Annotated in this window: 9 protein-coding genes and 1 pseudogene; 8 read left to right on the top strand and 2 right to left on the bottom strand. The window is 63.5% G+C overall.

Features of this window, described 5'->3' with window-relative positions; genetic code table 11:
- Nucleotides 1-296 (top strand): annotated as a pseudogene (locus tag BM321_RS08310) (IS110 family transposase); the annotation flags it as partial.
- Between the two features lie 195 nt (nucleotides 297-491).
- Here BM321_RS08310 and BM321_RS08305 read toward each other — a convergent pair.
- Together BM321_RS08305 and xthA are read right to left on the bottom strand one after the other, a co-directional pair.
- On the bottom strand, nucleotides 492-1,826 hold the full coding sequence (locus tag BM321_RS08305) for a substrate-binding domain-containing protein (protein ID WP_092442165.1): 1,335 nt from the start codon (nucleotides 1,824-1,826) through the stop codon (nucleotides 492-494).
- A 200-nt stretch (nucleotides 1,827-2,026) separates the two neighbouring features.
- Nucleotides 2,027-2,839, bottom strand: a complete 813-nt coding sequence (xthA, locus tag BM321_RS08300) for an exodeoxyribonuclease III (RefSeq protein WP_092442164.1) — start codon at nucleotides 2,837-2,839, stop codon at nucleotides 2,027-2,029.
- A 176-nt stretch (nucleotides 2,840-3,015) separates the two neighbouring features.
- Between xthA and BM321_RS08290 the strand changes: the two genes are divergently transcribed.
- The 7 genes from BM321_RS08290 (at nucleotide 3,016) to BM321_RS08260 (ending at nucleotide 14,123) form a co-directional block, all read left to right on the top strand.
- Nucleotides 3,016-3,666 (top strand): GNAT family N-acetyltransferase, encoded by a 651-nt coding sequence (locus tag BM321_RS08290; protein ID WP_092199073.1) that lies wholly within the window; start codon nucleotides 3,016-3,018, stop codon nucleotides 3,664-3,666.
- A gap of 65 nt (nucleotides 3,667-3,731) precedes the next feature.
- Entirely contained in the window at nucleotides 3,732-5,459 is a 1,728-nt protein-coding gene (locus tag BM321_RS08285; protein ID WP_218190443.1) for an autotransporter assembly complex protein TamA, read from the top strand.
- Nucleotides 5,456-9,142, top strand: a complete 3,687-nt coding sequence (locus BM321_RS08280) for a translocation/assembly module TamB domain-containing protein (RefSeq protein ID WP_092442162.1) — start codon at nucleotides 5,456-5,458, stop codon at nucleotides 9,140-9,142. The genes BM321_RS08285 and BM321_RS08280 overlap by 4 nt, the downstream gene beginning before the upstream one ends.
- Before the next feature lie 133 nt (nucleotides 9,143-9,275).
- Nucleotides 9,276-9,749: a MarR family winged helix-turn-helix transcriptional regulator gene (locus BM321_RS08275; RefSeq protein WP_092442161.1), complete on the top strand. Its 474-nt coding sequence runs from the start codon at nucleotides 9,276-9,278 to the stop codon at nucleotides 9,747-9,749.
- Entirely contained in the window at nucleotides 9,746-11,215 is a 1,470-nt protein-coding gene (locus tag BM321_RS08270) for an efflux transporter outer membrane subunit (protein ID WP_092442160.1), read from the top strand. Before BM321_RS08275 ends, BM321_RS08270 begins: the two co-directional genes overlap by 4 nt.
- Before the next feature lie 15 nt (nucleotides 11,216-11,230).
- Nucleotides 11,231-12,430: an HlyD/EmrA/EmrK family protein gene (locus BM321_RS08265; RefSeq protein WP_092442159.1), complete on the top strand. Its 1,200-nt coding sequence runs from the start codon at nucleotides 11,231-11,233 to the stop codon at nucleotides 12,428-12,430.
- Between the two features lie 163 nt (nucleotides 12,431-12,593).
- Nucleotides 12,594-14,123, top strand: coding sequence for a DHA2 family efflux MFS transporter permease subunit (locus BM321_RS08260; RefSeq protein ID WP_092442158.1), 1,530 nt, complete (start codon nucleotides 12,594-12,596; stop codon nucleotides 14,121-14,123).
- The last annotated feature ends 48 nt before the right edge of the window (nucleotides 14,124-14,171 follow it).

The raw sequence follows: 14,171 nt of genomic DNA, 5'->3' as shown, positions 1-14,171 counted from the left end.
CTAAAGTCATCAATCGAGCCGCCCAAGCCCTCAAGCAAGCGGCCTCAAACGCCCGGCAGGACAAAAGTTTTATTGGCGCCAGTCACCGTGCCCGCCTGACGCGGATGGACACCAGTTGTGCGATCAAGGCGACGGCTCATCAACTGGCGCGATTGATTTACGCCATGCTCACCAAAGGCCAGCCCTACGTTGAGAAAGGGATAGAAGAGTTTGAGGAGAAAAGCCGGGGACGCCAATTGCGGGCTCTGGAGCGCAAGGCCCGCAAGTTGGGCATGCAATTAGTCAAAGCAGCATGATTTTTAGAAGCAAAAACAATGGGTTATTTTTTGTTTGATAAGAGCTTGCTCCCGCTCGGCTGCGTAGCAGTCGTAAAACCGGCTGGCGCGGTGTGGCTGGAAAACCGCGTCAACCCGTTTTGGGGCGGCTTCGCCACCCAGCGGGAGCAAGCTCCCTCGCCACAAAAGCAGGTGCGCTTTTTTGATGGCGTCGTTCTAGTAAACCCAGACCTCCACCCGCCGATTCCGAACCCGCCCTTCATCCTCACTGTTGGCCGCCACCGGCATCAAGGCGCCGAACCCTCGTACTTCCCGCAACGCCACGCCGTATTTGACCAGTTCACGGCGCACCGCCATGGCTCGCAGTTTGGACAGCAGGTCGGCCCGCGCCGGGTCGTCCTTGGCGTCGCCAAAACCCACCAGGGTCACGCGTCGGTCGGCTTTGCCGTGCTGCTTTATATAGTCGAGCACGCGGCTCAGGTCCTGGTGGGCCTTGTTGTCCAGGCTGGCGCTACCTTCTTCGAAGCGGAAATTCACGGTCAAGCGTTGGGCGTGGCGGCTCAGGGCCTGGTACCCCTCGGGCATCAGTGCATTCGGCGTGACGGCCATGGCCTGGACGGTCTGGGCGATAAACCCGTTGGCCGCGACGATGGCCTGGCCTTTGTCGCTTTGGGTAAACGCCACCAATGCCTCGGCCCACGGGTTGGTGCCCCAGGGGGGCAAATAGAAGAACAGGCGCCGGGAGAGTGGGTAGTCCTCGGTGGCGATCAGGTGGTTGAGCGGCAGCATGGGTTGGGAAGCGCCGTCGACAATGGCCAGTGCCTTGGCCTGGCGCACGTAGGGCAAACCGATGAAACCGATGCCTTGCGGGTCCTGGCTGACCGCGTCGGACAACTGTTCGCTGGACTCGAAGCGCCGCGCGGCAGGATCCAGCCGTTTCCCCTGTCGGCTGAGAACCAGTTCCTTGAAAGTGTCGTAGGTGCCGGACTGTTCATCCCGGGCATACAAATGAATCGGCCCGCCCGTTCCGCCGACGGCCTCCCAGGTTTTTGCCTCGCCGCTGAATATCCGCGCCAGTTGCACGGTATCGAGTTGGCGCAGCGGGTTGGAGGAGTGAAGGATGATCGCCAGGCCATCAATGGCGATGACTTGCTCGGCGGCAGGACTTTTCAGATCGCCCAAGGACGACAATTCCTTCAGTTCACTGTCCTTGATTGGCCGGGAAGAGGCCGCCAGGTCGGCGCTGGCTTGCTTGAGGGCGGCGAAACCGGTGCTGGAGCCGTGGGCCGCGATGTCGACTTCCACCCGCCGGCCATCGGCGGTCTGGCCAACGATGCGTTGCTCGTTGTCGCGCCCGGTGATTTCGCTGCTGACCCTGAGCAGGCCCTGATCTTCCATCAAGCCTCTGACCAGGGCCGGCCCCAGCGCCGCGCCGATGGTATTGGATCCCTGGAGGCGCAAGGCGGGGCCCTGTTCGGGAATGGGCAGATGGCCGGCCCATGCCACGAACGGCAGCCAGAGGCCCATGAAAACCACAACACACAGCCGCATGCCGGCACCTTCTGAACCCGAGGAAGTGCCGGAAGATTAAGTCAGTCAGATTACTGAAAGGTGACAGGGGTGCGACGCAGCACCGAAACCCAATGTGGGAGCGAGCTTGCTCGCGATGGCGGCGGCACATTCAAGATCAAATGTGACAGCTGGAATCGCTATCGCGAGCAAGCTCGCTCCCACAGGAGGGTGTGACTCGATCAGCTCAACTGCAACCAGATCGGCGCATGGTCCGACGGTTTTTCCATGCCCCGCAGCTCATAGTCCACGCCAGCGTCCTTGACCCGCGGCAGCAGGCCGTGGGAGGTGAGGATCAGGTCGATGCGCAGGCCGCGCTTGGGCTCGTCCTCGAAACCGCGGCTGCGGTAGTCGAACCAGCTGAAACGGTCGGTGACGTCCGGGTTCAGGTGGCGGAAGCTGTCCACCAGGCCCCAGTTTTTCAGGCGGGCCATCCATTCGCGCTCTTCCGGCAGGAAGCTGCATTTGCCGGTTTTCAGCCAGCGCTTCATGTTGTCCGGGCCGATGCCGATGTCGCAGTCTTCCGGGGAGATGTTCACGTCGCCCATCACCACCACCGGCTGGTCGTTGCTGAAGCGGCTTTCCAGCAGTTGCTGCAAATCGTTGTAGAAACGCTCCTTGGCCGGGAATTTGGTCGGGTGGTCACGGCTTTCACCCTGGGGGAAGTAACCGTTCATGATGGTCACCGGTACGCCGTTGGCATCGGCGAAGGTGCCCCAGATGAAGCGACGCTGGGCGTCCTCGTCGTCACTTTCGAAGCCTTTGTACAGGCTCAGCGGCACCTGGCGGGAGAGCAGGGCGACGCCGTAGTGGCCTTTTTGCCCGTGGTAATGCACGTGGTAACCCAGGGCCTGCACCTCGGCCAGGGGGAATTGTTCGTCGTGTACCTTGGTTTCCTGCAGCCCGATCACATCCGGCTGGTGCTTCTCGATCAGCGCCGCCAGCTGATGGGGGCGGGCGCGCAGCCCGTTGATGTTGAAGGAGACGATCTTCATGGTCGGCTGTCCTGGCAAAACTGCGATGCTAGCTGACATGTGGGAAGGGAGCCAGCGTGGCAGTAGGACAAATGCGCTGCTAATGTCCTTTGCATGTAGGAACGATCACGACCCCATCGGGTTCGTACTCATAAGAGCAGGGCCTCATCGAGCCTCGCCCCAGGAGATCCAACACCATGCCTGAAACCGCCACCGCCATCGCTGACGTCCATATGCTCGACAGTGGTTATTCCCGTGAAGCCCGTTCGTTGCTGTACCAGGCCTATCGCCATGAGCCTACCTTCAGCTACCTGTTCGAATCCGAGCGTCCCGGTTATGAACAGCGGGTCCGGGCCACGGTGCGTGAGCTGGTCAAGCAGCATTTTCTCCAGGACCTGCCGGCCATCGGCCTGCTGGTCAACGACCGCCTGATTGGCATCGCCCTGATCGCTCCGCCGCAGCGGCGCCTGGGCATCACCGAAAGTTGGGCCTGGCGCCTGCGCATGGTCTTGAGCACCGGTTTTCGCTGCACCCGGCGCTATCTGGAGTACCACGCGGCGGTGCTGGCCTGCCTGCCGTCGGATGCGGTCCATGTATTGCCGCTGCTGGGGGTGCACCCACAGTTCCAGGGCAAGCATTTCGGCGAGCAGTTGCTCGAGGCGGTCCATAACTGGTGTGCGGTGGACGAGCACTCCCAAGGGGTGGTGCTGGACACCGGCAACCCGCGCTACCTTGAGTTCTATAAACGCCAGGGATACGAGGAAATCGGTGAAGTTGCGGTAGGACCGATCCGCGAGCATGTGTTCTTCCATGCCAACCCGCAGATTCTGCAAAGCGCAAGGGCATAATCGGGCGAACTTTTAGGAAATGTCCGGCTCTATCAGGCACCTACGCTCGTGATAGCATCCGCGCCATGAACCTCCCAGGAAGAATGACCCGTGGCGCGCTCTTGCTGTCCTTCAGCTGCGCGGCACTGGCAAACAGTGAATTGGAAGTACGCGTCCAGCCGTCCAATGATGAACTCAAGGCCAACGTCGAAGGTTACATCGGTGGCGTGGGGGATCGTGACGAGGCGGCCTTGCTGCGCTTCAGTCGCGGCGCCGAGGAACAGGCGCGCAAGGCCGCCCAGGCGCTGGGCTACTACCAGCCGCAGATCGACAGCCAGGTCAAGGGCGGCAAGGATCCACGGCTGGTGCTGACCATCGACCCCGGCGAGCCGGTGCACCTGCGCAACGTCACCGTGCGCATCGATGGGCCGGCGGCTTCGCTCAAGGCTTTTCGCGTGCCCGACAATGCCGCGCTGAAGCCCGGCGCGGTGCTCAACCATGGTCGCTATGAAGACGCCAAGCGGGTGATCCAGAACCAGGCCTCGCGCTACGGTTATTTCAGCGGGCGTTTCACCCGGCAGAAACTCCTGGTGGACCCCCAGGCGGGCATCGCCGACATCGAGCTGGTCTACGACAGCGGCCCACGCTATGCCTTGGGCCCGGTGAGCTTCGAGGGCGACACGCCGTTCGACGAAGACCTGCTGCAACGCATGGTGCCGTTCAAGGCCGGCACGGCGTACGACTCCGAGCTGATTGCCGAACTCAACCAGGCCTTGCAATCGAGCGGCTATTTCGAAGGCGTTCGGGTGGATGCGGCCCCCACCGCCGCCACCCACAATGTCATTCCGGTGGTGGTCAAGCTCGATACGCGCAAGCCGCGCACCATGGGCCTTGGCCTGGGCTTTTCTACCGATGTCGGTCCCCGGGCCAAAGCCAACTGGACGCGCCACTGGGTCAACCCCCAGGGCCACAGCTATGGCTGGGAAGCGGAAGTGTCGGCGCCTCGGCAAAACGTCGGCCTGTGGTACGACGTGCCGCTGGACCCGCCGCTGACCGACAAGATGCGCTACGCCGGCGGTTATCAATATGAAGAACTGGCCGGTACCGACAGCCTCAGCAAACTGCTCACCGTGGGCCCGGAATGGCACAGCAAGTTGCCCAGCGGCTGGCAGCGGGTGGTGTCGCTCAAGTGGCAGCGCGAGGAGTACCGCCTCGGCGACGATGCGGGCCTGAGCACGCTGTTGATGCCGGGCGTGAGCTATTCCTATCTGCGCAGCGATAACCGCATCGACCCGCACAACGGCTACCGTCTGCAGTTCGACACCAAGGTCGCCAAGGAAGGGCTGGGCTCGGACAATAACCTTGTGTACGGCACCGCCATGGTCAAGGGCCTGACCACGGTGTTCGACAAGCATCGCTTGCTGGCGCGGGCGCAAATCGGCGGCAGCGCCACCAATGGCTACAAATCCATTCCGCCGTCCCTGCGCTTTTTCGCCGGTGGCGACCAGAGCGTGCGGGGTTACGACTACCAGAGCCTATCGCCGGAAAACTCCGAGGGCGACCATATCGGGGGTCGCTACATGGTCGCCGGCAGCCTCGAGTATCAGTATTCCATCGCGGAAAAATGGCGAGTGGCGACGTTCATCGACCAGGGCAACGCCTTCAACAGCCTTGAGCTGCCGAGCCTGAAGACCGGCGTGGGTGTCGGTGTGCGCTGGGTGTCGCCAGTGGGGCCGATCCGCCTCGACCTGGCCCATGCGATGGACGATGAAGGCGGCATTCGATTGCACTTTTCCATGGGGCCTGAGCTGTGAAGCGTGGTGTGAAGATAACGCTGCTGGCGCTCGCCGGGGGAACGCTGGCGGTCGTGCTGGCCTTGAGCGCGGTGCTGGGCACCGCATTTGGCAGCCGCTGGGCCCTCGGCCTGGTGCCGGGGCTGGCCGTGGAGAATTTCCAGGGCCGGCTGGGCGGGCAGTGGAGCGCCGATCACCTGCTGTGGCAGCAGGGCGACAGTCGGGTGGCGATGGATCGAGTGATATTCGCCTGGTCGCCGTCGTGCCTGGCGCGCATGACCTTGTGCATCGAACAGCTCAAGGCCGACCAGCTGGCCTTGCAGTTGCCCGCCTCGGCCGATGCGCCGAGCAGCGGCCCTATCAGCTTGCCGGACCTGGACTTGCCACTCGCGATCGAACTGGGCGATGTGCAAGTCGGCAGCCTGTCGTTCAACGGCAGCGAGCAACTCAAGGGCCTGCAATTGGTTGCCCACTGGACCGCCGAGGGCCTGCAGATCGACTCGGTGCAATTGCAGCGCGACGAGCTGGGTCTGAAGCTGTCCGGCTTGCTCAAGCCCGGCGGCGACTGGCCGTTGAATGCCGAAGGCCGGTTGACCTTGCCTGCGCCGGGTGCCACGCCCTGGGCCCTGGACCTGAAAGTCGACGGCAACCTGCTCAAGACCCTGAACCTCAAGGCTGACAGTAGCGGCTACCTGCAAGGCCAGTTGACCGGTGAGCTGCAACCGCTGGCGGACAACCTGCCCGCCAAGGTGCGCATCACCGCCGACGGTTTCAAGGCCAGCGCCGATCTGCCGGACACGCTGTTGCTCAATCAGTTGGAATTGACCGGCGAAGGCGATCTGAAAAGTGGCTATCAATTGCTTGGCAAGGCGACGTTGCCCGCCGAAAAAGGGCCAGTGGCATTGCTGCTGCAAGGCACCGTGGACGCCAATGGCGCACGGATCGCCGGCCTGGATCTGGACGCCGGCAATCAGCAGAGCCTGAAACTCAGCGGGCAAGTGGACTGGCGCGACGGCTTGAGCGCCGAGGCGAAAGTCGCCTGGCTGGATTTCCCCTGGCATCGCCTGTATCCGCTGATCGACGAACCACAGGTAACGTTGCGCAGCTTCAATGGCGAAGTCTCGTACACCGATGGCAACTACCTGGGCAATTTCCAGGCCGCGCTGGACGGCCCCGCCGGGGCTTTCAGCCTGGACAGCCCGTTCAGCGGCAACCTGACGCAGATCCATCTGCCGCAACTCAAGCTCGCCGCGGGGCAAGGCAAGGCCGAAGGACACCTGAGCCTGCAATTTGCCGACGGCATTGCCTGGGATACGGCGCTGCAACTGTCGGCTATCAACCCGGCGTACTGGCTCGGCGAACTGCCCGGCACCCTGGCCGGGCCGTTGCGCAGCAAAGGCGCGATGAAGAATGATCGCCTCGAGCTCGACGCGGACCTGGATCTCAAGGGCAAGCTGCGGGGCCAACCGGCGCTGTTCCAGGCCAAGGCCAGTGGTGCCGGCGAGCAGTGGAACCTCAGCGCGTTGGACATCCGCCTGGGGGATAACCGCATCAACGGCACCGGCAGCCTGCAACAGAAGCTCACCGGCCAGATCGACATCAAGCTCGCCCGCCTGGCCCAGCTCTGGCCGCAATTGCGCGGCCAGGTCGTTGGCCGGGTCGATGTCGCCGGCACGCTCAAGGCGCCCCAAGGCAAGCTCAGTCTGCAAGGCACACAATTGGCGTTGCAGGACAATCGCCTGCAAAGCCTGAACCTGGACGCGACCCTCGACAGCGCCCAGCGCGGCAAGCTCGACCTCAAGGCCAGCGGCATCCGCGCCGGCGAAACTTCGTTGGGCGTGCTGACCGTCAGCGGACAGGGCGACATCAAGCGGCAAACATTCAACCTGGACTTGCAAGGGCCGCAGCTCGACACGACCCTGGCGCTCGACGGCGCCCTCGACCAGGGCAATTGGCGCGGACGCCTGGCCAGCGGCGAGGTGCAGGCCGGCGGGCAAGCCTGGCGCCTGCAAGCCCCGGCAAAACTGGAACGCCTGGCCGATGGCACGCTCAACGTCGGCGCTCACTGCTGGCGTTCAGGCGAGGCCAGCCTGTGCGGTGAAGACCAGCGGCTGATGCCGGAGCCGAAGCTGCGCTATCACCTCAAACAGTTCCCCATCGAAAGCCTGGCCCAGTGGATGCCCAAGGATTTTGCCTGGCAGGGCCGGCTCAATGCGGACCTGCAACTGGACCTGCCGGCGAGTGGCCCGAATGGCCGGGTCCTGGTGGACGCCAGTGGCGGTACGTTGCGCATCCGTGACAAGGCGGGGGACAAGGCGCAATGGCTGGACTTCCCCTACCAGACCTTGATGCTCAATAGCCGCCTGACCCCCAAGCGCATCGACACCGACCTGAATTTCGTCGGCGCCAAGCTCGGCGAGCTGGTGCTCCAGGCGCAGATCAATCCGCTGCCGGCCAGCAAGCCCTTGAGCGGCTCGTTCCGCCTGACCGGTCTGGACCTGTCGGTGGCCCGGCCGTTCGTGCCGATGGTGGAAACCCTCACCGGTCACCTGAACGGCAGCGGGACGTTGTCGGGTGGTTTGCTCGCGCCCCAGGTCAACGGCAACCTGGTGCTCAGCGACGGCGAAGTCGCCGGCCCGGAACTGCCGATCAGCCTCGAAGCCCTGCAGGTGCGGGCGATGATTGCCGGTGAAACGGTTCGGCTCGACGGCGCCTGGAAAAGCGGCAAGCGCGGGCAGGGCAGCCTGACCGGGAACATCGGCTGGGGCGAAGCCCTGACTCTGGACCTGGCTCTCAAGGGCTCGCAACTGCCGGTCACCGTCGAACCGTACGCGGTGCTCGATGTCGCCCCGGACCTGAACATCACGATGCAGGGCGAGCAGCTTTCCATTGCCGGCAAGGTCCTGGTGCCCAAAGGCGAGATCACCGTCCGCGAACTGCCGCCGTCCACCGTCAAGGTGTCGGATGACACGGTGATCGTCGGCCACCAGACCGAGGAGGGCAAGGCACCGATAGCCATGGCGATGGACATCGACGTGATCGTCGGCCAGGACAAACTCGCGTTCTCGGGTTTCGGCCTGACGGCCAACGTCCAGGGACAGGTGCACATCGGCGACAACCTGGACACCCGCGGTGAACTGTGGCTCAACGATGGTCGTTATCGGGCCTACGGGCAACGGCTGACGGTGCGCCGGGCCCGGCTGCTGTTCGCCGGGCCCATCGACCAGCCCTACCTGGACATCGAAGCGATTCGCCAGACCGACGACGTGATCGCCGGCATCCGCTTGAGCGGCAGCGCCGAGCAACCGACCACGCAAATCTTCTCGGAGCCGGCCATGAGCCAGGAGCAGGCGTTGTCCTACCTGGTACTGGGCCGGCCGCTGAGCACCACGGGCGAGGACAACAACATGCTCGCCCAGGCGGCGCTGGGCCTGGGGCTGATGGGCAGCTCGGGCGTGACCAGCAGCCTGGCCAATAACCTGGGCATCGATGACTTCCAACTCGACACCCAAGGCAGCGGCAACACCACCAGCGTGGTCGCCAGCGGCAACCTCTCGGAAAAACTCAGCCTGCGCTACGGCGTCGGCGTGTTCGAACCGGCCAATACCATCGCCCTGCGCTACAAGCTCAGCAAGAAGGTTTACCTCGAAGCCGCCAGCGGCGTCGCCAGTTCGCTGGATATCTTCTACAAGCGCGATTTCTAACCCTTCCCCAAACCCAGTTTTGTCTGCATTTTGTCTGTTTGTGAATAGCAAGCTAACTATTTGTTTGACATTTGCTGCCTAAGCAGTAATATCTCGACATACATTCACTGCCTAGGCAGCAAACGGTGCTCAGATGAAGCATTTCACTCCAGACGAATTTCACAATTGCCACCTCGGCATGCTGCTCGGCCGCGCCGCGTTGCTCAAGGACCGGATCATCGACACCCACATGGAGCCCGTCGGCATTACCGCCGCCCAGTTCAAGGTGTTGATCATCATGGCCCAGCACGGCATCGACACACCGGTCGAGCTGTGTCGCTACCTGTCCCTGGACAGCGGCTCGATGACGCGGATGCTTGATCGCCTGGAGCAGAAAGGTTTCCTGGTCCGCCAGCGCTCGGCAGAGGACCGGCGCCAGGTGCAATTGGTGTTGACCGAAGCCGGCCAGGCCCTCGCTGATCGCCTGCCGTTCATCGGTGCCGACGCCATGAACCAGTTGGTCGGCGCCATCAGCCGCGAGGAGCTGCAAACCCTCGAAAACATCCTCAAGAAAATACTGCTCGCTGCCGGTGATTCCATCACCGTGTTGCGATTGGGGGGCAAATGAAACGTCAAACCTTGCGTACCCGCTTGAGTCTGGTGCTGTTGGCCATGAGCCTCGCCGGTTGTGCCAGCTACAGCGGCCTGAAGACCGAAGGCGTCAGCCTCGAGGCCAAGAGCCTTCAGGCTGGACAGTCCCTGACCGGGGTCACGTTGTCGCCGGCCGCATGGCCGAAAAACGACTGGTGGAAAAGCCTCGGTGATCCGCAGCTTGACGGCCTGATCCGTGAAGCCCTGCGCGACAGCCCGGACATGCAGGTCGCCAGCGCCCGGGTCCACCAGGCCAGTGCCGCGGCCTATGCCGCCAACGCGGCGCGCCTGCCGACCCTGGATGCCAGTGGCAGCGTCAGTCGTTCGCGTCTGGCCCGTGACCAGGATCCGCAAGGGCAGGGCGGGGCGTACAGCACCCTGCGTTCGCTGAGTGTGGACTTCAACTACAACTTCGACCTCTGGGGTGGCCAGCGTGCCGCCTGGGAAGCCGCCCTGGGCCAGGCCCGCGCCGCCGAGATCGATCGCCAGGCCGCGCAACTGACCCTGGCCGCCGATGTGGCCCGGGCCTATAGCGACCTGGGCCAGGCCCACATCATTCATGACCTGGCCGCCGAAGACCTCAAGCGCACCCGGCAGATGCTCGACCTGGGCAAGCGCCGCCTCAGCGCCGGGATCGACAGCGAATACCAGTTCCAGCAGACCGAAAGCCTGGAAGCCAGCGCCGATGCAACCTTGATCGACGCAGAAAAACGCCTGCAAAGCGCCAAGATCGCCCTGGCGGTGCTACTGGGCAAGGGCCCGGAGCGCGGCAATGAAATCGCCCGGCCCAACGTGCTGCAAGCCAGCGCGGTCGCCTTGCCGTCGAACCTGCCGGCCGAGTTGCTGGGCCGTCGTCCGGACCTGGTCGCGGCGCGCTGGCGGGTCGAGGCGGCCAGCAAGAACATCGAGGCCGGCAAGACCAACTTCTACCCCAACCTCAACCTGAGCGCGGCGGCAGGGGTGCAGTCATTGCTCGGCGATGCGATGTTCGGTTCGGCCAGCCGCTTCTTCAATGTGGCGCCCACCGTGTCGTTGCCGATCTTCGACGGTGGCCGCCTGCGGGCGGACCTGGATGCCCGGGACGCCGATTACGACCTGGCGGTGGCGCAGTACAACAAGAGCCTGGTCACGGCCCTTGGCGATGTCAGTGACACCATCAACCAGTTGCGCGACATCGCTCGCCAGATCGATGCCCAGCAACATGCCACTGATATCGCACGGAACTCTTACGACACCGTGGTCCAGCGCTACGGCTCGGGCATCGGTAATTACCTGGACGTGCTGAGCATCGAGCAGCAATTGCTCCAGGCCCAGCGCCAACTGGCGAACCTGAATGCCGAACAGATCGATTTGTCGATCCAACTGATGCAGGCCCTGGGCGGTGGTTTCGAAGCCCAGACCCTGGCGGCGGCCACGCCGACCCCTGCCACGCCGACCCACTGATTCGAGGTACTTGTCATGGCGACTGCCGAAACGACTCAATCCGAAAATACACAAGACAGCGGTAACCCACGCAAGCGCAAGGTCATGCTGTTGGCACTGGCGCTGATCGTCATCCTTGCGGGCCTGGGTGTGTGGGGCTGGCATGAACTGTATGGCCGCTGGAGCGAAAGCACCGACGATGCCTATGTGAACGGCAACGTGGTGGAGATCACGCCGCTGGTGACCGGCACGGTGGTGAGCATCGGTGCCGATGACGGCGATCTGGTGCGTGAGGGCCAGGTGCTGGTGCAGTTCGACCCGAACGACGCCGAAGTCGGGCTGCAAAGTGCCCAGGCCAACCTGGCCCGGACCGTGCGCCAGGTGCGTGGCTTGTACAGCAACGTCGATGGCATGCGGGCGCAGGTCAATGCCCAAGAGGCCGAAGTGCAGAAGGCCCAGGAAAACTATAGCCGACGCAAGAACCTGGCCGCCGGCGGAGCGATTTCCCAGGAAGAGCTGTCCCACGCCCGGGATGACCTGACCTCGGCGCAGAATGCCTTGGCCAATGCCCGGCAACAGCTCAAGACCACCAGCGCCTTGGTGGACGATACCGTGGTGTCGTCCCATCCCGACGTGCAAGCTGCCGCCGCGCAATTGCGCCAGGCTTTCCTGACCAACGCCCGCAGCACCTTGATCGCGCCGGTCACCGGCTATGTGGCCAAGCGCACCGTGCAACTGGGCCAACGGGTGCAGCCGGGCACGGCGTTGATGGCGGTGATTCCGCTGGATCAGCTGTGGATCGACGCCAATTTCAAGGAGACCCAACTGCGCGACATGCGCATCGGCCAGCCGGTGGACATCGAGGCCGACCTGTACGGCAGCGATGTGAAGTACAGCGGCACCATCGACAGCCTGGGTGCCGGGACCGGCAGTGCGTTTGCCTTGCTGCCGGCGCAGAACGCCACCGGTAACTGGATCAAGATCGTCCAGCGGGTGCCGGTGCGCATTCATGTCAATGCCGAAGAGCTGGCCAAGCATCCGCTGCGAGTCGGCCTGTCGACCCAGGTCAGCGTCAACCTGCACGACCAGAGTGGCCCGGTGCTGGCTCAACAGCCACCGCAGAAAGCCTCGTTCAGCACCCAGGTCTATGACCAGCAGTTGGCCGATGCCGACGCGATGATCACCCGGCTGATCCACGACAACAGTGCCGCGGCGAGCAAGACTGCACAGCGCTAGCCAGTCATGGCATGAACCTGTGGGAGCGAGCTTGCTCGCGATGGCATTGGACCCGCCAGCATCGGTGGTGATTGATACACCGCTATCGCGAGCAAGCTCGCTCCCACAGGGGTTGGGCCTTGTCCTAAGGGATTTCGCTTCCTCCGCTTCATAGGATTTCGCAATGAGCAATAACGCGTCCTTCACGCCGCCCAGCCTGTTGCTCAGCACCATCGGGCTGTCGCTGGCGACGTTCATGCAAGTGCTCGACACCACCATCGCCAACGTCGCCTTGCCGACCATTTCCGGCAACCTGGGCGTCAGCTCGGAGCAGGGCACCTGGGTGATCACTTCGTTCGCGGTGAGCAACGCCATCGCCCTGCCGCTCACCGGCTGGCTCAGTCGTCGGTTTGGCGAGGTGAAGCTGTTTTTGTGGGCGACGATGCTGTTCGTGCTCGCTTCATTCTTGTGTGGCATTTCCACCTCGATGCCGGAGCTGATTGGCTTCCGGGTCATCCAGGGGCTGGTGGCCGGGCCGTTGTACCCGATGACCCAGACCTTGCTGATTGCCGTCTACCCGCCGGCCAGGCGGGGCATGGCCTTGGCGTTGCTGGCGATGGTCACGGTGGTGGCGCCGATTGCCGGACCGATCCTTGGCGGCTGGATCACCGACAGCTACAGCTGGCCGTGGATCTTCTTCATCAATGTGCCCATCGGCGTCTTCGCGGCGATGGTGGTGCGCCAGCAGCTCAAGGCGCGGCCGGTGGTCACCAGCCATCAGCCGATGGACTACGTGGGATTGATCACGCTGATCATCGGCGTTGGCGCGCTCCAGGTGATTCTCGACAAGGGCAACGACCTGGACTGGTTCGAGTCGAACTTCATCATCATGGGCGCTGTGATTTCGGTCATTGCCCTGGCGGTGTTCGTGATCTGGGAAATGACCGACCGCCATCCGGTGGTCAACCTCCGCCTGTTCGCCTATCGCAACTTCCGCATCGGCACCATTGTGCTGGTGGGCGGTTACGCCGGGTTCTTCGGCATCAACCTGATCCTGCCGCAGTGGTTGCAGACCCAGATGGGCTACACCGCGACCTGGGCCGGATTGGCGGTGGCCCCCATCGGTATCCTGCCGGTGTTGATGTCGCCCTTCGTCGGCAAGTACGCCCACAAGTTCGACCTGCGTTTGCTGGCGGGGCTGGCGTTCCTGGCGATCGGCCTGAGCTGTTTCATGCGCGCCGGGTTCACCAACGAGGTGGATTTCCAGCACATTGCCTTGGTGCAGTTGTTCATGGGCATTGGTGTGGCGCTGTTCTTCATGCCGACCTTGAGCATCCTGATGTCGGACCTGCCGCCGCACCAGATTGCCGACGGCGCGGGGCTGGCGACGTTCCTGCGGACCCTGGGCGGCAGCTTTGCCGCATCGTTGACCACTTGGATCTGGATCCGCCGGGCCGACCAGCATCACGCCTACCTGAGCGAAAGCATCAGCACTTTCGAGCCGGCCACCCGCGAGGCGCTCAACCAGCTTGGAGGCGCGAGCGCCCCGGCCTATGCCCGGCTCGAGCAGGTTCTCAACAGCCAGGCGTACATGCTCTCCACCGTGGATTACTTCACGCTGCTGGGGTGGGCATTCATGGGGTTGATCCTGCTGGTGTGGCTGGCCAAGCCGCCGTTTGCGGCGAAGGCGGGGCCTGCGTCGGCGGGGCACTGATCCAGAAGTGAAATGCAATCCAATGTGGGAGCGGGCTTGCTCGCGAAG

Source organism: Pseudomonas sp. NFIX10, assembly GCF_900111955.1.
In the GTDB taxonomy this organism is placed as follows: domain Bacteria; phylum Pseudomonadota; class Gammaproteobacteria; order Pseudomonadales; family Pseudomonadaceae; genus Aquipseudomonas; species Aquipseudomonas fluorescens_AA.
The sequence above is the reverse complement of the archived record's forward strand: the minus strand, read 5'-3'. Positions and strand labels throughout refer to the sequence as shown.

Coding starts and splice junctions, on each gene's coding strand:
- BM321_RS08275 (WP_092442161.1), top strand. CDS start 9,276: ATGAAGCATTTCACTCCAGACGAATTTCACAATTGCCACCTCGGCATG.
- xthA (WP_092442164.1), bottom strand. CDS start 2,839: ATGAAGATCGTCTCCTTCAACATCAACGGGCTGCGCGCCCGCCCCCAT.
- BM321_RS08260 (WP_092442158.1), top strand. CDS start 12,594: ATGAGCAATAACGCGTCCTTCACGCCGCCCAGCCTGTTGCTCAGCACC.
- BM321_RS08290 (WP_092199073.1), top strand. CDS start 3,016: ATGCCTGAAACCGCCACCGCCATCGCTGACGTCCATATGCTCGACAGT.
- BM321_RS08285 (WP_218190443.1), top strand. CDS start 3,732: ATGAACCTCCCAGGAAGAATGACCCGTGGCGCGCTCTTGCTGTCCTTC.
- BM321_RS08265 (WP_092442159.1), top strand. CDS start 11,231: ATGGCGACTGCCGAAACGACTCAATCCGAAAATACACAAGACAGCGGT.
- BM321_RS08305 (WP_092442165.1), bottom strand. CDS start 1,826: ATGCGGCTGTGTGTTGTGGTTTTCATGGGCCTCTGGCTGCCGTTCGTG.
- BM321_RS08270 (WP_092442160.1), top strand. CDS start 9,746: ATGAAACGTCAAACCTTGCGTACCCGCTTGAGTCTGGTGCTGTTGGCC.